This window comes from Neptunomonas antarctica (genome assembly GCF_001305295.1).
Lineage (GTDB): Bacteria > Pseudomonadota > Gammaproteobacteria > Pseudomonadales > Balneatricaceae > Neptunomonas > Neptunomonas antarctica.
In genome coordinates this window covers 105,460-129,909 of the sequence record NZ_LJSI01000026.1, presented here as the reverse complement: position 1 = coordinate 129,909, position 24,450 = coordinate 105,460, and the positions used below count along the sequence as shown (strand labels likewise).

At 46.3% G+C, this 24,450-nt stretch carries 20 protein-coding genes; 15 read left to right on the top strand and 5 right to left on the bottom strand.

Translation table 11 applies throughout. From position 1 onward, the window contains the following. Positions 1-26 precede the first annotated feature (26 nt). The gene (locus Nant_RS05430) at positions 27-1,214 is read left to right on the top strand and encodes an MFS transporter (RefSeq protein WP_054340622.1); all 1,188 of its coding nucleotides are present in this window, start codon (positions 27-29) and stop codon (positions 1,212-1,214) included. Between the two features lie 120 nt (positions 1,215-1,334). Then, positions 1,335-1,757 carry a homoprotocatechuate degradation operon regulator HpaR gene (hpaR, locus tag Nant_RS05425; RefSeq protein ID WP_054340621.1) on the top strand — a complete coding sequence of 141 codons (423 nt, stop codon included), beginning with the start codon at positions 1,335-1,337 and terminating at the stop codon, positions 1,755-1,757. Positions 1,758-2,162: 405 nt separating this feature from the next. Here the strand turns inward: hpaR and Nant_RS05420 are convergent, their stop codons facing one another. Next, entirely contained in the window at positions 2,163-3,104 is a 942-nt protein-coding gene (locus tag Nant_RS05420) for a LysR family transcriptional regulator (RefSeq protein WP_054340620.1), read from the bottom strand. A 154-nt stretch (positions 3,105-3,258) separates the two neighbouring features. Between Nant_RS05420 and Nant_RS21875 the strand changes: the two genes are divergently transcribed. The 6 genes from Nant_RS21875 to Nant_RS05395 all read left to right on the top strand — a co-directional run bounded on the left by Nant_RS21875 (position 3,259) and on the right by Nant_RS05395 (position 7,273). After that, positions 3,259-3,363, top strand: coding sequence for a hypothetical protein (locus Nant_RS21875; RefSeq protein ID WP_420798924.1), 105 nt, complete (start codon positions 3,259-3,261; stop codon positions 3,361-3,363). Between the two features lie 112 nt (positions 3,364-3,475). Next, positions 3,476-3,766, top strand: a complete 291-nt coding sequence (locus tag Nant_RS05415; protein WP_054340619.1) for a putative quinol monooxygenase — start codon at positions 3,476-3,478, stop codon at positions 3,764-3,766. A gap of 189 nt (positions 3,767-3,955) precedes the next feature. Further along, positions 3,956-4,354 (top strand): VOC family protein, encoded by a 399-nt coding sequence (locus tag Nant_RS05410; RefSeq protein ID WP_054340618.1) that lies wholly within the window; start codon positions 3,956-3,958, stop codon positions 4,352-4,354. Next, positions 4,351-5,133: a 2OG-Fe(II) oxygenase family protein gene (locus Nant_RS05405; RefSeq protein ID WP_054340617.1), complete on the top strand. Its 783-nt coding sequence runs from the start codon at positions 4,351-4,353 to the stop codon at positions 5,131-5,133. Before Nant_RS05410 ends, Nant_RS05405 begins: the two co-directional genes overlap by 4 nt. Before the next feature lie 157 nt (positions 5,134-5,290). Next, positions 5,291-6,859, top strand: coding sequence for a cryptochrome/photolyase family protein (locus Nant_RS05400; protein ID WP_054340616.1), 1,569 nt, complete (start codon positions 5,291-5,293; stop codon positions 6,857-6,859). A gap of 78 nt (positions 6,860-6,937) precedes the next feature. Then, positions 6,938-7,273: a DCC1-like thiol-disulfide oxidoreductase family protein gene (locus Nant_RS05395; protein ID WP_274378322.1), complete on the top strand. Its 336-nt coding sequence runs from the start codon at positions 6,938-6,940 to the stop codon at positions 7,271-7,273. Positions 7,274-7,340: 67 nt separating this feature from the next. Here the strand turns inward: Nant_RS05395 and Nant_RS05390 are convergent, their stop codons facing one another. Beyond that, positions 7,341-9,320: a sigma-54-dependent Fis family transcriptional regulator gene (locus Nant_RS05390; protein ID WP_054340614.1), complete on the bottom strand. Its 1,980-nt coding sequence runs from the start codon at positions 9,318-9,320 to the stop codon at positions 7,341-7,343. Between the two features lie 429 nt (positions 9,321-9,749). Between Nant_RS05390 and Nant_RS05385 the strand changes: the two genes are divergently transcribed. From Nant_RS05385 to Nant_RS05355, 7 genes are all read left to right on the top strand, one after another. After that, a complete protein-coding gene (locus tag Nant_RS05385) occupies positions 9,750-11,579 on the top strand; it encodes an NAD(P)/FAD-dependent oxidoreductase (protein WP_054340613.1) in 1,830 nt (609 codons plus the stop codon). 375 nt (positions 11,580-11,954) lie between these two features. Continuing rightward, the gene (locus tag Nant_RS05380; RefSeq protein ID WP_082400098.1) at positions 11,955-13,325 is read left to right on the top strand and encodes a vWA domain-containing protein; all 1,371 of its coding nucleotides are present in this window, start codon (positions 11,955-11,957) and stop codon (positions 13,323-13,325) included. A 30-nt stretch (positions 13,326-13,355) separates the two neighbouring features. Beyond that, the gene (locus Nant_RS05375; protein WP_054340612.1) at positions 13,356-15,200 is read left to right on the top strand and encodes a sensor histidine kinase; all 1,845 of its coding nucleotides are present in this window, start codon (positions 13,356-13,358) and stop codon (positions 15,198-15,200) included. A gap of 12 nt (positions 15,201-15,212) precedes the next feature. Next, positions 15,213-15,899, top strand: coding sequence for a response regulator transcription factor (locus Nant_RS05370; protein ID WP_054340611.1), 687 nt, complete (start codon positions 15,213-15,215; stop codon positions 15,897-15,899). A 210-nt stretch (positions 15,900-16,109) separates the two neighbouring features. Beyond that, positions 16,110-16,850: an ABC transporter ATP-binding protein gene (locus tag Nant_RS05365; RefSeq protein WP_076495990.1), complete on the top strand. Its 741-nt coding sequence runs from the start codon at positions 16,110-16,112 to the stop codon at positions 16,848-16,850. Next, positions 16,843-19,476, top strand: coding sequence for an ABC transporter permease (locus Nant_RS05360; RefSeq protein WP_238377072.1), 2,634 nt, complete (start codon positions 16,843-16,845; stop codon positions 19,474-19,476). Before Nant_RS05365 ends, Nant_RS05360 begins: the two co-directional genes overlap by 8 nt. Beyond that, positions 19,464-20,678 carry a lipocalin-like domain-containing protein gene (locus tag Nant_RS05355; RefSeq protein ID WP_054340610.1) on the top strand — a complete coding sequence of 405 codons (1,215 nt, stop codon included), beginning with the start codon at positions 19,464-19,466 and terminating at the stop codon, positions 20,676-20,678. The genes Nant_RS05360 and Nant_RS05355 overlap by 13 nt, the downstream gene beginning before the upstream one ends. A gap of 95 nt (positions 20,679-20,773) precedes the next feature. Here the strand turns inward: Nant_RS05355 and Nant_RS05350 are convergent, their stop codons facing one another. The 3 genes from Nant_RS05350 to Nant_RS05340 all read right to left on the bottom strand — a co-directional run bounded on the left by Nant_RS05350 (position 20,774) and on the right by Nant_RS05340 (position 24,411). Further along, positions 20,774-22,453, bottom strand: coding sequence for a BCCT family transporter (locus tag Nant_RS05350; RefSeq protein WP_054340609.1), 1,680 nt, complete (start codon positions 22,451-22,453; stop codon positions 20,774-20,776). Positions 22,454-22,535: 82 nt separating this feature from the next. Next, complete coding sequence (locus Nant_RS05345; protein ID WP_054340608.1) at positions 22,536-23,504, bottom strand: 3-hydroxyacyl-CoA dehydrogenase NAD-binding domain-containing protein; 969 nt, start codon at positions 23,502-23,504, stop codon at positions 22,536-22,538. A gap of 16 nt (positions 23,505-23,520) precedes the next feature. After that, complete coding sequence (locus Nant_RS05340) at positions 23,521-24,411, bottom strand: beta-keto acid cleavage family enzyme (protein ID WP_054340607.1); 891 nt, start codon at positions 24,409-24,411, stop codon at positions 23,521-23,523. Positions 24,412-24,450: the final 39 nt, after the last annotated feature.

The window sequence follows — 24,450 nt, the reverse complement described above, 5'->3', positions numbered from 1 at the left end:
GCCAAACAATAAACAAAGAGAGATACATGCCAAGCCTGCCCATTAGCTACCTGATATTTATCGCGATGAGCAGCCCAATCGCCATTAATATACTGCTTCCGGTTCTACCCCATATCGCCAAACAGCTGGATGTTGACATTAGCTTGGTGCAACTTAGCTATTCGCTTTATCTCTGTTCGCTGGCCGTGGGGCAGCTCTTGGTAGGCGGAATAGTGAATCACTTTGGCTATAGAAAAACACTGATTATTGGCTTAGCCAGCCTCACTCTGGGCAGTGCCATTGGCGGTGGATTCGGAAGTATCGAAGGCTTACTTATTGGACGTATCATGCAGGGCTTAGGCGGCGCAATCGCTATATCAATCGCCCGAGCGCTGCTGGTGGATGGCGTAGGAAAAGAAAAAGCTTCACAAAAAATGGGCTACATCATTATGGCTATTGCCTTGTCCCAGACCATTGCCCCATTAATAGGAAGCTTCATTAATAGCCAGCTGGGTTGGCAAAGTATCTTTGTAGTATCACTACTTCAAGGTGGCGTATTATTTGTGTTCACCCTGAAATATATGCCCGATCAAACTCAACAAAACTATCGTCCCTCTTTTAAAGAAAACCTCATCCTCTATAGACAGTTACTCCAAGACCACGATTTTCGCACCTACGCCATGACAAACACGCTGGTCGCTATTTGTTTCTATATCTTCGTTAGTTCGTCGCCCTATATTACCTACAATTTTGAGGGTGGTACCCATGCCTATGGCTATTGGTTTATGTCCATTTCTATCGCCTTTATGGTGGGCGGCTACCTGAGTACCCAGGTCAACACACATCAGCCTCTGGATAACACAATAATGCTCGGCAACGGCATTAGTATTCTAGGGGCTCTACTACTGCTGGTCGGGCAAATACTGGTCGGACAACAGTTATTAGAAAGTAGCTATGCGACTCTTTTCTTACCTATGTGTTTGATTACCTTTGGGCGAGGCATCAGCCAACCCAGTAATCAAACCGCCGCCATCAGTACTATAACGACGCAATCCAGTATGGCTGCGGGTTTGATGGGCTTCTTACAACTTCTTTTAGGTGCCATTTTCTCGCAGTTGATTCCCTTAATAGTGACTAACACACCCATACTGGTATTTATCCTGATTTTGATTTGCATGTGCCTGGCTACCTGGGTACATACCCGGCATTGGGCCGCAATGCGTAAGCAAGTCTGAACAGATCTTTATCTATGCAATATACCAAGCATTTTGATATATTCTATATTTAACATATTAAGGACTTTTGACTGTCCACTTGCTTCCCAACTCCCTTACCTAGTTGCCATTAAACGCATTATGCAAAAATTAGAAGACTCCCTTACGTTACAATTACTGAGATCACGTGAATCGGCCATGATGTTTTTCCGCCCGATTCTTCAAGAGACAGGTTTTACTGAGCAGCAATGGCGGGTTATTCGGGTATTGAATGACAACACTCAATTGGATGCAAAACAACTCGCTGAGCGCTGCTGTATCTTAAGTCCAAGCTTAACCCGAATTATCAGCCGCCTTGAAGCCGATGGTCTGATTATTCGGATTCGCTCCGAGCATGACCAACGCATCACTTTACTTTCACTAAGTGACAAAGCAACCCAGATTTTTAAAGACGTCAGTCCTAAAATAGATAAAGCCTACGCCCGCTTAATAGCAAAACTGGGGGACGAAAAAATGCAGCAACTGAGCAGCTTGCTGACAGAAGTGATTCGTTTATCGCCTTAAATATTTTAACCTAGTCTGCCGTGACTCATAATCTTTTTAATCTTGCCGGAGGTAGGGTTTCAGTCGAGCGCTATCGGAATTTCAGATAATGTGTGTTTAAAAAGTTGAGGCAGAGATAGCGTAAGCGATCCCGCCATGGAAGATCCGCTTAATCAGATCACCGGGCTCATTTATCAATCTAATGTGTCAATTTTATTACATCAATACGACAGGATTTTATGATGAGTTCCCAAAAGGATTTTTGAACACAGTAGAAGTCCTTAATAATGGAAAGCCACGGCAAGGCTTCTCTGATAATTTCAATTCGGTTGTTGGCGTCCGGTATTAGTAGACCACTACAGTCAGACCCTTCGATGACCCGTTTGTCACAAGAGGCTGAAGGGAGGGTGAATCAATCTCTCCTTCTTATTTCTCATTAAGAATACCAGGGTCTATAATTCCTTTTTGAACCAGTTGCTTCAGAATATCCAAACTCTTGTCTCTGAATTTATCTCTCAGTAATCGTATAGCGGGTGTGATTGATTGTCTGCTTGGGCAGACCAGCCACAGTTCAGTTGGCGTCGGTTTGAACTCAGGCATAACGCTGACCACTTTACCTGATAGAAGGTCGGCGGACATATCAAGGCAGGATTTTACCGCCAAACCTTTCCCCCCCACACACCAGCGTCTTACCTGATCTCCATCGTTAGACGCCCGGTTGCTAGCCATCTTTATTTTGTACTCTTTACTTGCGCAGGAAAACGCCCATTCATCGTGAATAACATCATAGAGTTGGTAGAGTAAACCGTTGTGAGATTGCAGATCCCGTGGATGTGTCGGAGTACCGTTGTTGTCAAGGTATTCACTTGTGGCACACAGCAAGCGGGGCACGTTGCAGATCTTAAAGCCATAAAGATTAGCATCATTAAGGGATCCATATCGAAGCGCCAGATCTACAGAGTCACGATAAAAGTCGATGTTGCTATCGCTGATGTGGGATTTCAGGCTGACATCAGGATAACTATCTATAAACTCATCCAGCCATTGTGTAACTACGTTTCTACCCAGGTCGGATGAAACAGCAATGCGCATTTCACCATCTATTATATCAAGATCATCCTTCATGTTTTGCTGCGCCTGATCCAGCATAATCAGTGCTTGCTCGCATTGTGGGATATACCTTTCCCCAGCGCCTGAAAGTCGTAACTGTCTTGTGGTGCGTATGAACAGCTCAACACCTAACGCTTTTTCCACCCGTTTAACGGCGGCACTGGCTGTTGCCATATGCATATCCAGATTGGTTGCGGCAGCGGTAATGCTGCGAAACTCCGCAACTTTAAGGATGACTTGCAGATCTTTTAACAGCATATTCTCTAATATAATTTGATAATGATTCAATTATTATACTGTTTAAAGTGTGGTGATCAAGGCCTATTATGAGCTTACTGACTGAGCGAATTAACCCAAACGGAATCATTATGAAGCATTTTAAAGCGACTTTAGCATTGGCCACTTTGATGGCATGATTATGGGACCTGATGGCAACATCTATGTAGCCGATGTTGAAAATTCGGCTGTCGCTGTTTCTAAATTACTCAGAACCAGTTGCACTTGCATCCTGCCTTGAACGAGGGGGACGCCGGAGGTAGAAAGCAGTATCACATCGTACGTATCCAGTTACCGAAATAACTGATTAATAAGCATAGTAAAGAACATCAACTTAAACAGGAAAAGCGAACATGTCTACACTAACTATTGTTGCAAATATAATCGCAAATCAAGACAAAATTGATCTGGTCAAGGGTGCATTGCTAAAACTGATTGATGTCACTCGTGCTGAACAGGGCTGCATCAATTATGACTTGCATCAGGACAATGAAAATCCTGCGCACTTTATGTTTTATGAAAACTGGGAAACCCGTGATCTGTGGCAAAAGCATATGGGTAACCAGCACCTGCAGGACTACATGGCTGCAACAGAGGGTGCTGTTACCTCCTTTACGCTGAATGAAATGACTAAAATCGCGTGACCCTATCGTTATTTCGGGTGCTTAAGGCACCCGGAATAACGGGCTTCTAAGGCCCTGAGGCTGACAATACGTAAATCATCGAACGGCTTGGTTGGCTCTGCATGGCTGCTGGTCATGGCCTGTATCAATTGAACATTGCAGAGATTGCCGCGATATTACTTATGGGCCTTTTGCGATACGGAGGTAAATATGAATGTTAGTTTTGATCACCTTTCATTGAGCGCGATAAACCCGCAGAGAATGAAAGACTTTCTCTGTGATTTATTAGGCTTCGAGGTGGGTTCCAGACCGGGTCTTCCCTTTGATGGTTACTTTCTATACGCAGGGGATAAGGACGTTGTTCATATTTTTCCACACCGCGCAAGCCATGAGCAGCAGCAGTCGGAAGTGAGTGGTGTAACCGAGCAAAATATTGTGCATCATGTCAGTTTTTATAGTGATGACTTTGATGAAGTTATGGTCAGGATTGCCACTTTAAACCTGAACTACTCTATGAATACAGTGCCGGATTCTAGTGTTAAGCAGATATTTGTGCGTGCGCCGGAAAATCTGATTATTGAAATACAAGGGGTCCCGAAAGGCTTATGAATACAAACACTCACCCGTTTTATATCGCTGGCCGTGAGCCTGGTAGTCGTCGTCAGGACTTACCATTGTGGGGTAGTAGTGAAGAAAATCCTTTGCAGTTGAAAGAGCAGTTGACAGATCAACGGCCAGATGTTATCCGTACAGCGGTTGAGGGTGTGCCAGGGGTGTTTCAGTTATTAAACCTGTTAAGTCCTGATGAATGCCGGGCCTTTATTGACGCGATTGAAACGATGGGTTTTACCGAAGATGCGGCGGTATCTCTGGGACGGAACATTCGCCATAATATGAATCTTAACTGGATTGTGGATAGCGTAACGGAGCGACTTATTTGGTCACGGGCCGCGCCATTGTTTAGTGATGACACCAGCCACTTCATGGCTAAAGAGCCACTAGGGCTGAATCAGCGCTTCCGTTTTTATCGTTATGAAAAAGAGGATTTCTTCAGCACTCATACAGACGGTGCCTGGCCCGGAAGCCGGATCGTTAACGGGCAGATAGTACCTGATGCTTTTGGTGATCGTTATAGCCAGTATACCTTTTTGATTCTGTTAAATGATGATTTTAGCGGGGGTGAAACACAGTTTCTGGTTGATAAAAATGATCCAGCCAGGCCAGCCCGAAACCCTAAGGATGCGAATGTGGTGGGTGTACGCACGCCTGCTGGTGGCGCATTGTGCTTTCCTCATGGCATGCATCCGTTGCAGTATCTGCATAGCTCGCAAACAATAGCTGAAGGTGTGAAGTATATTATCCGCACCGATGTGTTGTTTAGCCTGTAACCCGTACATGAGTAACATCCAGATAGCGGTTACTTAAATCAGTGGGTTGCTGAAACCAGAAGCGATATAGTACATGAAACTTTAGATATAGCCTGTTGGCCTATGAGACTTGTGGAGACTTAGACGTGTTTATAGACAGCTTTGAGCAATTATAGCCATGGCACTGGACTGTCTACCCAAGGTAAAAACCGTGCGCTGGATATTGGGTGATCAACTTAATGCGCGCCATTCATGGTTCCAGGAAAAAAGCGAAGATACGTTATATGTAATCGCCGAATTGCCGCAAGAGGTCAATTACGTTCGGCACCATGTGCAAAAGGTCTGTGCTTTTTTTTTGGCTATGCAAGCATTTGCCCAGGCGCTGCAACAAAGCGGTCATAGGGTTTTACATTTAACGCTCGATGACTCGGCTGAGTTTGAATCGCTTTCGGGGCTTATCCAACACGTTATCACCCAAACAGGATGTGCCAGTTTTGAGTATCAACGGCCTGATGAATACCGCCTGCTTAGTCAGTTAGATGAATTAAACACTAAAGTCAGCGTCACTATTATCAAAGTAGATAGCGAACACTTTTTAGTGCCGTTTGAAGAACTCCAGCAGTATTTTAAACCTAACACTGCCGTACGCATGGAAATGTTTTATCGCAAAATGCGTAAGCGGTTTAATATTTTAATGACAGATGATGGGCCGTTAGGTGAGCGCTGGAATTTTGATGCCGAAAATCGAAAAGCTCTATCAAAAAACGCATTACCCGACATTCCGCAACCGCTAATGTTCAGCAATAATGCCCGAGAGGTATTGGCACGTTTAGCAAGGCATAAGGTTAACACCATTGGAGAGCCAAACGACAGCCTGCTGTGGCCAGTCAATCGAACTCAATCATTAGCGTTGCTCAATTATTTTTGCGAGTTTGGTTTGTCGAATTTTGGTTTGTATCAGGATGCGATGACTGAAAAAAGCGAGTATCAATGGAGTTTGTACCATTCACGGCTGAGCTTTTCACTGAATACAAAAATGCTGCATCCCATGCAGGTGATTCAAACCGCGATTCAATATTTTGAAACATCTGAAGGTGAGATTAACCTCGCGCAGGTTGAAGGTTTTATTCGGCAAATTCTAGGGTGGCGCGAATATGTGCGGGGTATGTATTGGTCGAATATGCCGCAGTACCGAAGGCTGAATGCACTCGATGCGACCACGCCTCTGCCTGGTTGGTATTGGAGTAGCAACACCAAAATGAATTGCATCAAACAAAGCATTCAACAAACCATGACGTACAGTTACGCACACCATATACAGCGGTTGATGGTGACGGGTAATTTTGCGCTGTTGGCTGGCTTAGCGCCGGATGACGTCGACGCGTGGTATTTGGGTGTTTATATCGATGCGGTAGAGTGGGTCGAATTACCCAATACGCGTGGCATGGCTTTGTTTGCCGATGGCGGTTTAATAGCCTCTAAACCTTATGCTGCCAGTGGCAATTATATTAATAAAATGAGCGATTACTGCAAAGGCTGCGCGTATAACGTGAAAGAAAAACTCACTGATGATGCTTGTCCATTTAATGCGCTGTATTGGCACTTTATCAATCGACACGAAGATAGATTTGGACGCAATCCCCGGATGGCATTTCCCTACAATGCCTGGCGTAAGTATTCACCAGAAGAGCAGGCGGACATTGTTGCTAAGGGTGAACGGCTGTTAGCTGATATGGAATCTCTATGAGGCGGCCTCGCCGTATATTTTCTTATTAGCTGACATCTGATTATCGCGAGAGCACGTATAGAGAAGATGTAAAAAGACATACTATATTACGACGATGCCTGCCCGATTTGCAGTGCCGAAATGGCCAAGCTGCCGGGCCATTATGATGATGGTTTAGAATTGTTGCCCATTACATCTTTGCCGATAGGTGATCAGGCGGCGCTGCGTTCTGAGTTGCATTTAAAAACCGAAGATGGCCAGTGGGTGAAAGGTTTAGACGCGAATGTGCGGGCCTGGCAACATACGCGCTATCGTAAAGTGGCGGGCCTGTTGTTGGATCCGGCGTTTCGCTGGTTAGCTGAATTGGGCTGCAGAACCTGGCTTGCTTGGTCTCAATGGGAGCGCAAACGCAGAGACACCGTAAAGGGAAACTGACCAGTTGACCCGGGTTACGGGATGATCAGCGGATGAGCTCATACAGCATGCTGTTTAAGCCTGCCCTTTACATGTCTTTGGGGAGAACAATCTTGTACTGTCTCATGCGACGATAAACCGTTGGGCGGGATACGTTTAACTGTTTTGCCGCCGCTGATATATTCCAGCGGTGATGCCGTAACGTATCAAGTAACGCCTGTTGTTCAGGTGATTGAATATCAGCTTCGAGTGTACTTGCACCTACGTATTCTGGCGCCGTTTGTCTCAGCGTCAACAATGCGGGATTCTCCCTTCGATGAATCATGCATTCTTCCGGTAAGTGATGCACGGTTATCTCATCTGCTTCACAGATAGCTTCTGCAAAAGTGAGTGTGTTGTCGAGTTGCCTAATATTACCCGGCCACTCATAGGCGAGTAGCGCACTCATCGCATCCGCCCGTAACCTGACGGTGGGATTAATCCGCTTAAGTAAAGTTTGGATAAGATAATGCTTATCGGCTCGCGCTTTAAGGGCTGGCAGTGTTAGCGTGGCGCCATTCAGTCGGTAGAAAAGGTCTTCCCGAAAGCGTCCAGCAGCGATCAGTTGCGCAATATTGCAATGGGTCGCCGCCAGCACGCGTATATCCACATCAATGGGCTGCACTGCTCCTAGAGGAAGCACTTGTCCTTCTGCTAAAACACGCAGTAAGCGAGTTTGCAGATGTAGGGGCATATCACCAATTTCGTCCAAAAACAGGGTGCCGCCGTTGGCTTGCTGGATTAGTCCTTTGGCGCCTTTTGCCCGACCACCCGTAAACGTGCCCGGTGCATATCCGAATAGCTCGCTCTCTATGAGCGACTCAGGAATTGCCGCACAATTAACCGCCATAAAAGCGTTGTTGCCACGCTGGCTACTCGCGTGAATCGCTTGCGCTAACACCTCCTTACCTGTGCCTGTCTCTCCGAGTATCAGCAAGCTTACATTCCGGTCACGTAAGCGTTTAGCTAAACAGATGGTTTGGCGCATAGCCGGGTCATCTGCAGCTAAGCAATCGAGTGCGGGTACGGCTTCGTCCTGTGTGGTCAGCGCCTGGGAAGTCGCTGGTTTGCTCATCAGATTCGGGGTCGGCTCAATCAGCATCCCAAATAGGGTTTGTTGTGTGCCGGATACCCGAAATGCCCGCGTGCCGTCTTTACTATCGTAGGTGATCGACAAAATATCGCGCCACTGACATTCTAGTAATGAGGGTAAAGAAACCCTTGGCTGATTATGTAAATTGAGCTGTGAGAGAAGGGCACGCGCTGCTGAATTAGCCGCCAGAATATCGCCTTGCTCATCTAAGGCAAATAACAGTTGCCCGTTCACCTGGACTAACTCACGCGACTTATCACACCTGAAAATCAAACTATGCCGATAACGCCTTAAAAAGTAGGCATCCTCAATCAGCCGTGCATACAGCTGGGTGAGGTGTAGCGCAAAATTCTGGCTATCGGGTGTGCGGGACGAATGTAATGCGGAAATATCTAAAACGGCCAACAACTGACCCGAAGGATCTTTAATAGGCGCAGCCGTACAGGTTAAACCTATATGGGAACTATCAAAATGATCGACACGATGGCAGGTTAATGCTTGTTGCTCTTGAATACAGGTTCCGACAGCCGAGGTTCCCGCATATTGCTCACTCCAGTCCGCTCCTAAGTAGAGCCCCGCCCTATGCAGAAGTTCGTCATCATGTTTATTACCTAAGAACTGAACGGTAATACCGCGATGATCACTCAGTAATAAGACATAACCGAGACTCGACACCTGAGTGTAAAGCTGTTCTACACCCGCACGTGCTACATTCAAAAACTCATCGACCGAGTCTTGATGCTCACGCAGAGTTTGATGGGTCACAATACGTGCCGGCCTTGGTTGGCTTGGATCTAAACCATATTCGGTTAAGCATCGCTGCCACGAACGTCCGATGATGTCGTGGCTGGGCGAATAGCTTTTACTCATCGCCTGGTGACCACCATAGCTGAGTATCGTATTGATATGACGACGCTGTTGGCTTGCGCTATGCATACTGCTCCTTAGCCCGTGGCTGTTATTTTTATGCACGGTTAATCGAGTTTACCCCTCACTCTGCAGGCTTTCTATAGTTCTTTCTACCGTCCTTTCTGTAGCCATTTCTATCGTTCGTGATAGTACGCCGTTACAGGTTTACACCTGTAACGGCGTACTAAACAGCGCGTTACACCTGGTATGCCGTCGCATTACAGGTGTAAACCTAATCAGATTCGGAATCCACTGGCTGGCGACACAAACCATCAAATATCACACGAAAATCTTATAATAATCAATTACCTATTATATAAAACAAAAAAACTTAGCACTCTGGCATGCTTACTGCTTTATCTCCTGCATCAACGTAATACAAGGACGTTCCCAGACTTGATCAAGACGTTGGTGTTAACGCAGTTACAAAAACAATAATCTGCAGTGGAGATACTTATGAGCAATACCGCATTAACAAAACCCGCATTAACCGCGACTCATCAGCCGACCCTTACCGCCGTGGCGTGGGTCGAAAAATTTGCCGCCGCGCTTAGTTCAGATACCCCAACAGATGCCGCTAATTTGTTTGAAGAGAGCGGCTTCTGGCGTGATCTTATCGTTTTCACATGGAATATTAAAACCCTGGAAGGGCGGGCTGCTATTAGTGATATGATCGCTGCAACCATGGATAATACCCGTCCCTGTCACTGGCAAGTCGAAGAAAATGCTACTGAGGCTGACGGCGTTACCGATGCATGGATCAGTTTCGAAACCGGCGTAGCAAGAGGGCGTGCCTATGTACGCTTACGTGATGGATTGGCGTGGACATTTCTGACGACCATGACCGAGCTAAAAGATTACCCGGAAAAACGCAATAAGCTACGCCCTAAAGGCGCGGAACATGGGGCCAATAAAAACCGCCAAACCTGGCTCGAAAAACGCCAGCATGAAGAAGCAACCCTCGGCTATACCGAACAACCCTACTGCCTGATCATTGGTGGTGGACAAGGCGGGATAGGATTAGGGGCACGCCTACGCCAACTTGAAGTGCCAACGATTATTATTGATGCCTTACCTAAACCCGGAGACACCTGGCGTAATCGCTATAAATCACTCTCGCTGCATGATCCTATCTGGTATGACCATATGCCTTATCTGCCTTTTCCTGAGAATTGGCCCGTCTTTACGCCAAAAGATAAGGTAGGTGATTGGCTGGAGATGTACACCAAAGTGATGGAACTGAACTATTGGGGGTCAACACGCTGCACACACGCTCACTATGATGAAGAGAAACAAGAGTGGACGGTAGAGATCGATCGCGATGGTGAGAAACTGACGTTGCACCCTAAACAGCTGATCCTTGCGACAGGTATGTCCGGTATTCCTAATACGCCCGATATACCAGGGATGGATACCTTTGAAGGTGAGCAGCATCACTCCAGTCAACATCCGGGTGGAGAAGCTTTTAAAGATAAGAAATGCATCGTATTAGGCGGCAACAACTCCGCCCATGATATCTGCTGTGCGTTGTGGGAAAACGATGCAGACGTCACCATGATTCAGCGTTCATCCACCCACATTATCAAGTCTGACTCGCTGATGGAGCTGGTCTTAGGTGGTTTATATTCAGAAGAAGCGGTTGAAAGTGGGATGACCACTTATAAGGCCGATTTAACCTTTGCATCCGTGCCTTTTCAGATTATGCCGCAATTTCATATACCCGCGTACCAAGCGGTTGCGGAACGTGATGCTGAGTTTTACCAACGTTTAACGGATGCTGGTTTTCTGCTCGACTTTGGTGAAGATGGATCGGGACTGTTCATGAAATACCTGCGTCGCGGTTCAGGTTACTACATTGATGTCGGTGCATCAGACCTGGTCGCTGACGGAGAAATTAAGCTTAAATCAGGTGTGTCTATTGAGCGGATCAAGCCCAAATCAGTAGTGTTAACGGATGGCACAGAGCTACCCGCCGATTTAATTGTGTATGCCACCGGCTATGGTTCAATGAACGGTTGGGCGGCTAAAATCATCTCTCAGGAAGTTGCCGATAAGGTGGGGAAATGCTGGGGTATGGGGTCTGATACCAGCAAAGATCCGGGGCCATGGGAAGGCGAACTACGCAACATGTGGAAGCCTACGCACCAGGACGCACTCTGGTTTCACGGCGGCAACCTGCACCAATCCCGTCACTACTCTCAATACCTGTCACTGCAAATAAAAGCCCGTATGGAAGGCATAGCAACACCGGTCTACGGAATGGAACCGGTTCACCACTTAAGCTAGAGCCACAGCAGATAAGACCACTTTAGGGTGGTCTTATTACTAATGACAATTGAACCGGGATTACCGGTAATCAGCGGTTGAAACCATCTCAAGCTAAGAACAAGCGCCACCGGCTTCTGTCGTATCATTCAGCAGGCTATTCCGTCGTGCTATCGTTACACCATCATAGCTTCAACCTTGATTATCGATATATTGAAGGTTTATTAGCTGGCTGCGTCACTTTAAAAAAATTCCGGGGCCTTGTGATGGGTTCTAATGTTTTACAAATTTCTTACAAAATCGATAACCTTATCTGACTTTCTTCTGTCTTGTTGAACGTAGAGTAAATACAGCGGTGGATTTGATCCACTATACTCACATCTCAGGAGCTTCATCATGAACACTCAATTAGGCAGGTCTATGCTAAGACGCATGTTAAGACAGATGTTAAGACAGAGAGCAGGGACATGCGGATTTTTAATACTGAGCCTGTTGCCGGTTTTGGCTCAGGCTAATCAGGTAAATCTGAACATTAATCTGGCAACCCCTGTGATGGAAGCAGAGCAAAGTCACAGGGCTTTCATAAAAATTTCTTTGGAAGGTTTTAAACAGCAGGATAAGCAGGCACGCATACCTGCCAATGTAGCCATTGTGTTGGATAAGTCTGGCTCAATGAGTGGCGATAAAATCAAGTATGCTCGTGAAGCCGCTATCATGGCGATTAAGCGCCTTGATGAGCGGGATATTGTTTCAGTGGTCAGCTACGATTCCAGAGTGCAGGTGGTAGTGCCTGCGACTCAGGTACGTAATCATCAGGCCATTTATAACGCGATCCAAAATGTCCATGCGAATGGTAATACCGCGCTGTTTGCCGGCGTCAGTAAAGGGGCTAATGAGCTACGTAAGTTTTTGAGTAAAAATAAAGTCAACCGGGTTATTTTAATGTCCGATGGTTTAGCCAATGTAGGGCCTCAATCTGCTTCTGAATTGGGAGAGCTAGGCGCTTCGCTGGCGAAAGAAGGCATTAGTGTAACCACTATCGGCTTAGGGCTTGGCTATAACGAAGACCTAATGACACGTTTAGCTGGCTTTAGTGATGGTAACCATGCCTTTGTTGAGAATGCTGAAGATCTGGCGTCTGTTTTTCAATATGAGTTCGGTGATGTGCTTTCGGTGGTCGCTCAGGGCGTTACTATAGAAATTCGTTGCCGAAACGGTGTAAAACCTATCCGTTTGTTGGGGCGTAAAAGTGAAATTATTGGTAACCGGGTAACTACCCGATTGAATCAGCTCTATAGCGAGCAGGAGAAATTCGTTATTCTTGAGGTAGAAGTTCCTGAGCAGCAGGCTGAAACAGAGCTTGAGCTGGTGGCGGTTAATGTCAGCTACGATAATTTGTTGACTCAACATCAGGAAAAATTATCCGGCCAGAGTGTTGCCCGCTTTAGTCTTTCCCGGCAGGAAATAAAAGCAGCTCGCAATGATAAGGCACTTGAAGCGGCGGTTGAGCAGGTCGCTAATGAGTTTAGCCGTAGCGCTATTGAAGCCCGTGATAGCGGTGATCTGGAAGGTGCGAAGAAGATCCTTCAGGATAGCGCATCCTATCTGGGTTCTCAGGCCGAGTCGCTGAGCTCTCCGCTTTTACAGAAGCAGAAAGAGGAAGCCTTGGAAGATGCGGATGCGTTGGATTCAGAGCAAGATTGGAATAAGCAACGTAAAGAGTTGAAAGCCCGACAGTATAAACGAGCGACTCAACAAACGTATTAATACACCAGTACCTGTCATCGGAATAAACCTGTGAAAAGACGAACGCCGCTTATCCTCGCTGTCATTATTGCACTGCCACTATTGTTGCTGGCTTGGTTTGGCGTTCGTTTTCAGCTGGACCAACAACAGGTTGCAGCCCATCAATTAAGTAATCTGGTAACAAGTCGATTACAGAGTATTGATCAGCAGTTTCAAGAACATTTTTTCCTGCTGCAACAGCGTTTTATTCTTCGGGCAGACGCATTGCAGCAGGAAACGGAGGGGCGCTATAGCGTTGATAGCGTGCGCCGTTTCATTGGCCAGTCGGCCGCGGTAAAGCAAATTTTTGTATTATCTGAGAGCGGAGACAGACTTTTTCCCCCACAAGATCAGCCGTTAAATCTGCAAGAGCAAGACTTTGTAGCGCTAACCCGTAATCTGTTGAGCGCGCCCGAGCGTTTTACTCTACCTGTTCTGGACCCGACTGCTTCTACTCCTCCTCAGGGCGTTGCTAGTCAGGGTTATTCGGGCACGAGTAATGATGAGATACAGAGTGCCAGGTTGAACAATTCGGTGTCTCAAAAAGCCAGATACAGCGCTGATATTTCAGCTCCTGCGTTATCTGCATCAGCACAAGAGCGCGCCGCAGAAAGGCCGCATGGTTGGATCGCCTGGTATGCTGAAGCGGGTTTGCAACAGATCTTCTGGTTACAGGATAGTGAGGGTAACACTGTCGGCTTTGCCCTGAATTCATCCCGTCTTTTGTCTGATTTGATTAACCTATTGCCGTCCAGCGTTGTTGCGGGTTCGGATGTGAGTACTGAACAGAAAGCTGAACAGAAAGATGAGCAAGAAACTGACAGTGAAATCCGACTGATCAATGATAGGGGAGAGCTTGCCTATAGCTGGGGGAGTGGAGAGGGGGGGCAGGTGGCAGAGGCTGGCAAGAAACCGTTGCAGACATTGCCTTTGAGTCATCCTTTGGCTAGCTGGCATCTTGCTTATTATGCCGCTGACATGCCGGCAGTGATAACGGGCTGGCTGGGGTTGTTCGCATTACTACTATTACTGGCTGTAGGTTTGTCTACTCTGGCTTATCTCTTATACCGTGAACATAATCGGGAGATGAGGGTGGCAGAACAGCGGGTGAATTTTGTCAATCAGGTCACTCATGAACTGAAAACACCACTGACCAATGTACGTTTATATACTGAAATGCTTGAGCAGGAGCTGCCAGAGGATGACGTCGTTGCACAGCGTTATCTTGGCATCATTGGAAGTGAGGCGGGGCGATTGTCGCGTCTGATTGAAAATGTGCTGAGCTTCTCGCGCTTAAAACGTGGGCACGTCAGAATCAGGTATCAGCAAGGTGTCGTTGATACCTGTATAGCTCAAGTTGTAGAGCTCTTTACGCCGGTTTTAAGCACGCGGAAATTACAGATACGTTTTACCGGTAAGGCTAGCCATTTATGCCATTTTGACAGTGAAATAGTGGAACAAATTTTAAATAACCTGCTGAGCAACTGTGAAAAGTACGCAGCGGATGGACAGTTTGTTGATATCAGTAGCTGGCAAGAAGACAGTTCAGGTCGTTTATATAGTTATATTCGGGTTAGCGATTTTGGCCCGGGGGTGTCGGTGGATGAATCTGAAAAGTTGTTCGAACCATTTTATCGTGGCAGTGATAAGCTGACAGAGGGCGTTAGCGGTACAGGTATTGGGCTGGGGCTGGCGCGTGATCTGGCGAGGGCTCATCAGGGTGATTTGATGGTAGAGCAACTCTCCCCGACTGACGTTATATCGGGAGCCAGCTTTTTACTGAGTTTGGCTACGCCCCTTACGGTACCTGCAATGACGGCCGTACCACCAATGAAGGCTGAAAAACCAGATGATTAGACGGAAATCGTTATGAAACTGTTAATTGCTGAAGACGATTTGCATATTCGCCAGGGGCTGGCGACCTTGCTTGAGTCTGAAGGCTATGAGTGTATAGAAGCAGCGGATGGTGATCAGGCCTGGGAATTGTATATGCAACATGAGCCTGATCTGGTGTTGTTGGATATCATGATGCCCAAGCAGGACGGTTATTCGGTGTGTCGTCGCATTCGGCAACATAATGAGCGACTGCCGGTGATCTTTATTACTGCAAAATCAGAAGAGATCGATCAGGTCATTGGGCTTGAGCTGGGGGCCGATGATTATATTAAAAAGCCTTTTGGCAGCCGCGAAATTATCGCCCGGATTCGGGCGGTAGCACGCAGAACTTTGCGTCCGGTTACGGGTACCATTGAAAATGACTGCTTTGTTATGGATGACCTCCAAATCAGGCCATCAGAACTACGTGCGCTGCGGGATAATCAGGTCATTGAGCTAAGTTTAAGGGATTTGAAAATACTGCGATTACTGTTTGAGCAGCGGGGTAAGGTGGTCGATCGCGATGCATTATTCAACCATTGCTGGGGGCGGGACTATTTTGCCAACAGCCGTACCTTGGATCAGCATATATCTAAACTGCGTAAGGCGATTGAACTGAACCCAAAAATGCCCCGAATTATCAGTACAGTACATGGAATAGGCTATCGGTTTGATCACTAGTATTGAGCTGGCATTATTTGACCCGGAACTCTTCCTGAAGGCTTTACCCGTGTTTTCTCAGCTGCTTTTTGAGACTGTCATCCATAGGTAATGCATCTAACGCTGGTGGCCATAATAAACGTGCTTTTCATTTGCGATGAAAGATTACGTCAAAAGTGATGGTTCCGGCTATACTTTCACAACAGTTTCCATAACCTTTAGACTATCCGCATGTTACAAATCAACACACTCAGTAAATCTTATATAGATGCAGATGAAACCCGATTCATTTTATGCGATCTCACGCTTAAAATAGAGCAGGGTGAAAGCTTAAGTATTCAAGGTGCTTCTGGTTCAGGAAAATCCACCTTACTGCATCTGATTGCGGCGCTTGATAAACCTGATGCAGGGCAGTTATTGCTACACAAAACAGACAGTGATTGGTGTGATATTGCTCAGTTTTCTGAGTCAGAAGCCGATTTATACCGGCAGCAACATATTGGTTTAATCTTTCAGAAATTCAACCTGATAGATTGTATTTCAGTGGCCGATAATGTGTATTTGCCCGCTAGAATAAATAAACAAGTAGACGCCCCCTATATTCAACACTTAATGCAAGTGCTTGATATTACGCGTCATCAGCATAAATTTCCGCATCAATTATCAGGCGGAGAGCAGCAACGTGTAGCCATTGCAAGAGCGCTGTCGCATAAACCCAAAATGCTATTAGCCGACGAGCCTACGGGGAATCTGGATAGTAAAAATTCAGACATTGTGAGCCGACTGTTAGTCGAAACGTGTCGAACCCATAATACAAGCTTACTCATGGTGACCCATAGCCACAAGGTAGCGCAGCTCACCCAACGTCAATTTGTATTGGAAGATGGCCAATTAGTAGAAACCCAGAATTCAATAGCGCAATCGAACGGCTCAGGCGGTGTTTTTCAAGATAATACGCATCGCAATGCATAAGTCACATATCCAACGTTTTCCTTTTTTTCGGCAATTTGGATTATTCTCAGGTCTATTGTTACGTAGCTATAAAAACAGTAAATTTGGCTTATTCATGCTGCTGGCTTCTTTAGTGATTGCCGCGAGCGGTTTGTCGTCGGTACTCATCATTAATGATAGTGCTAAACAAAGCTATTCCTCCGACAGCACATTGTTAGTGCCTAATGTAAGTTATCACGTGGTTGCCGCCAACCTCAATAAACCCCTGACTAAACAGGATTATGCTCGGTTACGACAATTAGGGTTGAGCAATCTGATTGCAGTGGCCAGGAAGCGCGAGCATATCTACGCGGTTAATTCGCCACGAGGTAGTACTGAACAGACCTATCTTAAAATATCGAAAAGAGCCGTAGATTTTACGGGTATCGATACCTTTGCGCTCATTGCAAACAGCGGCTTAGAAAATATGCCTCGCCAAGGTTCGACGAGCAGCAAGACTCGCGCCAATTTAACGGGCTTATCATTTTCTCAGCCTGTTGGTCTATTGCATCCACATCTATTAGCGTCGCTTACCAAAGACTTCTCACCATTCCAACTGCGCATCGAAAAACCAACGCTAAATGATAAGTCACCTAAGGAATATATAACGCTACCGACGCTGGCTCCCATTGAAGAAGCGTCGTTAGGGAACGATATTATTATGGATATCGGCCTGTTTATCCGGTTATTTCCTGCCTCCACATTAACGGGCTTACTGTGGATACAAGACCCTGACGATGCGCATTTTGAAAAGTTAAAAGCTGATCTGGAAAGTAAATTGCCTAGCCACTTGAGGTTACAGCAATTATCAAGTGCAAATGAACAAGGTGAACTCACCAAAAGCTTTCATTTGAACTTGCTAGCCATGGCATTATTGATGTTTGTTGTGTGCCTTTTTATTGTATTGAACGCCGTCAATCTACTTATTAATTCACGCATGGGCTGGCTAAAAATTTGTCGTCAGTTGGGCATCCCCCGCAGCACAATATTTTTAGTGCAACTGATTGAGATTACTTTACTAACATTGTTGTCTGTCATACTTGGGATTGTATTAGGTCTCTATTTGTCAAATATTGTGTCACCCAGCGTGCAGGCTACCTTAGAGGGTTTGTATCAGGTGCAGGTTGGCTTTGGACGAATTTCTTTGCTGAGCTTGTTTTTGCAAGTCTTCGGTATTAGCTTAATCGGTAGTATAGGTGCCGTTTTCATCCCATTTAAGCAGGTCGATAAATCACTCGCCAATAATAACAATAACAGCAAAGCAGCAGCTCAACCGATGACAGTTAAGCTCAATATACTGACTCGGTTTTCCCCGTTTTGGTTAGCCGCTTTCATCCTTGCCGCTTGCGCAATATTACTACTTTTATACAGTACACAATTATGGTTATTGTTAATGGCCACAGCCTGCGTCATTTTGTCAGGCTGCGCGGTCTTGTTAGCTAACTATCCTGTCGCTTTGAAAGCCTTGTCTTATGTTATTCCTGACAAGTTTCCTTTACTTCAAGTTAGTACCCAGCAAAGCATTGTATTGTCAGGAAAAACTAAAATTGCCTGTTGTGCTTTTTTTATTGCAGCGACCAGTAATATTGGCATGAACTTAATGGTCGATAGTTTCAGAGGCGCAACGGTTTCATGGTTAGATTCGCGCCTTGCATCAGACTATTATTTATATTACCAAGGTGATAAAGATATATCGCAAGTGGCAGCTGCCGCTGATATTGAAATTTATCAGCGCTTTGAAAACACAGTCAGTTATCAAGGACAAAAAATTCAGCAGTTCAGTTACCCTACAACGGAAAAATTAAAACAGGCCATGGTTTTCTATCAAGTGGGGAACGAAACAAAAGCATGGCAGGCATTTGCTGCAAACAAAGCCATCTTTATTAATCAACAATTGGCGTTTTATTTCGGGCTAGCCTTGGGTGACAAAATACAATTGCCCCATCCCACAACGCAACAGCCAACCGAATATGAAATACTGGGGATTATTTATGATTTCGGTAGTCCTGATAAACAGGCATTACTTCCGATTAGCGCCTTTTCTTCTGCCGTTTCAAAAAGTTCTATGTACGCTATCGAAGCAAACGAAAAACAAATAGAGCGATTTAAAACCGTACTAGAAACCGTTGGTATTAATCACAATGATGTTTTGATTAAAACAGACCAGTTACTTGCCAGGTCGATGCAAGCCTTCGATAATACTTTTTTGATAACCGATGGACTCAATATTGTTACCTTATTGGTAGCGGCGTTATCGCTGGCTTGCGCGATTATTGTATTAATGGACGATGTGCGACCGCAAAATATGTTGATTAGAAGCCTCGGTGTTTCTTCCTTAAAAACACAACTACTCGCTCTGCTTCAGTACCTGCTATTGTGCTTAGTTGCCCTGATTTTTTCCACGCCATTTGGGATCTTGTTAAGTTGGGTGTTGATTTTTGAAATCAATTACCAAGCGTTCCAATGGACTTACCCTCTACAAATAGACCTGCTCAAAATTTTACAAATTTATGGGGTAAGTTTAGTGGTCGTTATTACGGTGATTACCATTCCTCTCTTGCGCGCCAGTAAAAAACCTTTGATTGAGGATATTCGATGGCTAAATTAGGTAAACTTTTCATCTTAGCAAGCGTATTTTCGATGCTTGGATGGTTGTTCTTTAAGCCACCATTTGATCCGGTTATTAACGGCGACAGTCCAGCGACTGGATTATTTGGAAGAGGTTTATATAACGCAGATTCAGCACTAGAGCCTGGTCAAAAAGCAGACCCTGATTACATCATTACACTACCGCTGGATCATGCTGAACATACCCGCTTTGATATTGAGTGGTGGTACTTAACGGCTAATCTACATGACCAGCAAGGCAATAATTACGGCTTGCAATGGACGTTGTTTCGGTTTAGAAGTCCAGCAGCGAAAACGCAAGATGATAAACCCGAATCTAGCTGGCATAATAACCAGGTATATATGGCACATGCTTCTGTGCATTCCATGAAAAACCATTGGTTTGGTGAAAAATTTGCGCGGGGTGGTGTCGGTAATGCCGGTGTAATAGCCTCACCCTTTTCACTTTTTATTGATGGTTGGAAGTGGCAAAACAACCAGGCTGGAAAAAATCTTTTACCTGCTCAGCTTAGCTTCGACGTGCCTATTAATGAACCGATTAACGCATTGCAAATGTCGACTAAAAATGACGAATCGCCTGTTATTTCAGTTAATTTATTACTTAAACAAAGTGGCCCTTATGTGTTTCATGGTGAGAATGGCTACAGCATAAAATCGGGTAATCGCCAACATGCGTCGCATTACTATAGCAATCCATTTATAGAGGTAAGCGGCAAGCTCATCTTTGATGATGACAAAAGTATTTCCGGTAAACGCGACGTTAAGATAACAGGCGAGGCATGGTTCGACCAGGAATGGACATCGCAACTGCTGGATACACAAACTTTGGGATGGGATTGGATGTCTCTACATTTAAATGATGGCAGTAAATTAATGGCATTTAGGATGCGCTTAAAAGGCCAGAACGATTACGTTACCGGTTCCCTGATTAGCCCCAATGGACAATTACGCACATTATCACCCGCAGACATCAGCCTAACGCCGATACAATATAAGACCGTAAATGCAAAAGAGTTGCCATTGGCGTGGCAGGTTCAGATACCTTCTGCCGGTATTTATATTGAAGTAGAAGCTCTCAAAAAGGAGCAATGGAATCCTGCTTTGGTGTCTTATTATGAGGGAATGGTGGGTATTAAGGGGACGCATCAAGGACGGGGTTTTCTTGAGTTAACGGGTTACTAGCCTTTTTAGAGTGGTGATGCTTTGTTAGTCAGGCCGATTGAAGTCTGACAAAAGCGCGGGTGCGAAGCGCACCCGCGCGAATGGTTCACAATTACTTAGTTCTCTGGTACAAACTCTTTTTCCGTCATATCGATTTCAGTAACCGCGCGCGAATCCTGGATTAAGGATTTCAAGACCCCTAAGGTCATGATTATAATCACGATACTGAGTGGTAATGCGGCTGCCATGTTAGCGGTTTGCAATGCACTTAGCCCCCCGGTTATCAATAACGCGGCAGCGACAAAGCCGATCATAACACCCCAGAATACCCGGAACGTTTTCGGTGGTTCTTCATTACCAAACGATAAGATAGTGGTCAAGACTAAGGTGCTTGAGTCCGAAGATGTGACAAACCAGCTCATCAATAGGAAGACCATCAATGCCGACAATATCCAACCTAAAGCTCCCGTGCCTGCAATGCCATCAGCACTGGCAAACAATGCCGCAGGAAGGTTCCACGCCATCACTTCATCGATGATTCCGGCCGTGCCGACACCCCCTGCCGCGTGTAATTCCTGATAAAGCGCGGTACCACCGAAAATGCCTAACCAGATGAAAATAATGATGGTGGGCACTAATAAAACACCGATCACAAATTCGCGTAAGGTGCGTCCACGAGAGATACGGGCAATGAACAGGCCGATAAAGGGAGCCCAGGCTATCCACCAACCCCAATAGAACACCGTCCAGCCGTTCTGCCATTTAGCAGGGCCTTCATCTTCAGGGAACCAAAGTCCCATCTGAACAAAGTTAGCTGCATAGTCAGCCAATGCTTCACCGAATATGCTTAATAACCATGTGGTTGGGCCTGCAAACAGAAAGAAGGCAATAACAGCGAGTGAGATGATAATATTCCATTGAGAAATAATCTTTATGCCGCGATTAACGCCAGATAATGCGGACATGATTGATATAATTGAAATCAATACGATCAGCACTATTTGTGTGGTTATGCCTGAATCAATCCCGACAAGGCGTTCTAGTCCCACGGACATTTGACTAACACCCAGACCGAGCGACGTGGCTACGCCGAAGACACAGCCTAGTACACCCAGGATGTCGACCGTGTGACCAATAGGGCCGTAGATGCGATCACCAATGAAAGGGTATAACGCGGAACGCAGTGCCAGAGGTAATTTTTTACGGTAAGCAAAATAAGCCAGTGACATGCCGACAATCACATAGACTGCCCAGCCATGTAATCCCCAATGGAAAAAAGTCACGCGTAATGCATCGACAGCGCGCTCATGACCCAGCGCTGTTGCACCTGCCATGTCAGCATAAGGGTTATTGGGATACCCAAAGCCACCACTGTTATCTAAATAAAAAATAGGTTCAGCGACACCAAAAAATAAAATGCCAATACCGATCCCTGCTGAAAACAGCATGGAAAACCAGGCAAAGTTACTGAAATCCGGTCGGCTGTCATCATCACCTAAACGTAGGCTGCCATGACGACTGAATACAATATAGACGCATACGGCGATCAGAAAAACGATGGTCACCATGTAATACCAACCGAAGGTGAGTTCGATCCAGCTACGTGTTGCGCCGAAAACAGCGCTTGCCAATTCATTATTAAAACTAGTAAACAACACAAAGGCCATCACCAATACCGCAGAGGTAATGGTCATGCCTTTATGCATATCTTTAAACAGTCCGGTTTTGGCTAGCATTTCTGCTTTGAAAACACTGGTACTGGATTCTTCATCAGGCCGTTGTTGATTTGACGACATGTTCTCGTTCTCCAGGTTATTTTTTTTGATTCGAGATTTGTCAAAATCCCACCCTGTGTATAAAACAGGGCGGGATCGGGTATCAGCGGTTGATCCCTTTTTCTTTACGGTAATCATCCAGAACCTGCATGATCAGGATCAGACAGTCATCGCGTTCCTGAATCAGATCATTAATAGATGCACCGTTAGCCTGAGTCAGGCAGCCTGCTACCATATCATCCTTGAGTTGTTGCGTTAGCTTGGGAGCCTTCAGGCGGGTCCATGGCTCTTCAAGAGAGTCTTCGAAATGATCCAGCAGGTGCGCCATCCCTCCCTGTCCGCCTCCCAGGTGAAAGGTCAGGCAGTGGCCCATAATGGCCCAGCGCAGCCCAGGGCCGTAAGCGATCGCTTTGTCTATATCTTCAACCGAGCACTCATTGTTAGCCACCATATGCAGGGCCTCACGCCACAGCGCTTCCTGGAGGCGATTACCGATAAAGCCAGGTAACTCCTTGTCCATCTTGGCTACTTTTTTCTCGGTTGCTTCGTAAAATGCAGCCGTCCAGTCGACGACGTCCTGGCTGGTGCGATCGCCGCCGCACACCTCGCAGAAAGGCACCAGATAAGGAGGGTTGAAGGGATGACCAACGACGAATCGGTCTGCCTGATGTTCCAGGTTCACGGCCATGTCAGACATGGCAAAGCCAGAGGTGCTGGAAATAATAACGACTTCCGGCGGCGTAATACGGTCCAGTTCAGCAAACAAGGCGCGTTTCGATTCAAGGTTTTCCGGCGTACTTTCCTGGATGACCTCAACGCTGTTGACCATTTCTTCGAGGCTATCTGCAAAGCGCAGGCGTTGCTTGCTGGCGCCTTCCCGCAGGCCCAGTTTTTCAATGGTCGGCCAGATATTGTCAACCATCTCTAAGAGTTTTTCTCTGGCGTTAGGGCCAGGATCATAGGCAACAACATCCATGCCCATGCGGAGAAAATGCAGCGCCCAGGCACCACCGATTACACCGGTACCGAGTACGCCGGCTTTCGTTACTTCATTTGGATTGGGTCGGGTCATGATCTGTCCTCTGTTCTTACTGGGTGCCGCGCAGGCATAGTTTTTCACGGGCTTGCGTTGGGGTCATGATGCGCCCCCCCATGTTTTCAATGATGTTGACGGCTCGCTCGACCAGTTGGCCGTTGGTCGCCATTTGGCCTTTGCCCAGATAGAGATTGTCTTCCAGTCCGACGCGCGCATGGCCACCCAGGAGTGCCGATTGAGCGACCCAAGGCAGCTGATTTCGACCTAATGCAAAGGCAGTCCAGTTAGTATTGTCTGGCAGCATATCGACCATGCCTTTTAACAGGCTGAATTCGGGTGGTGTGCCCCATGGAATACCCTGACAGAGCTGGAACATGGCATTATCATCCAGTAAGCCTTCTTTCATCATCTGCAGGGCAAACCAGAGGTTGCCAGTGTCAAATATTTCTAACTCAACAGTGACGCCCAGTTCCTTGATGCGGGCGGCTCCCTGACGCAGCATTTCCGGGGTGGAGACGTACACCAGATTGCTGTCACCGAAGTTGACTGAACCGCAATCCAGCGTGCAGATCTCCGGTTTAAGTGCTTCGATATGAATCAGGCGTTCCGTAGCGCCGACCAGATCAGTTTCTTTAGCAAAAGCGGTTGGGTTTTCGTCTGGACCGATATACAGATCACCGCCCATGCCGGCAGTCAGGTTGATGATGATGTCGCAATCTGAAGCCCGTAAACGCTCGCACACTTCGGCGTAGAGCTCTACCCGGCGTGAACCTTGTTTTGTATCCGGCTCGCGAACATGAATATGGGCAATAGCGGCACCTGCATTCCAGGCTTCAATCGCCGCGTTCGCGATCTCTTCCGGCGTTACCGGAACATGCGGGCTGCGGTGGGCCGTATCAGCAGCACCGTTAAGGGCGCAGGTGATTATTACATCTTGATTCATAGCGTTTCGGATTCCTGTTGTTTAGCTAAATTACTTGTC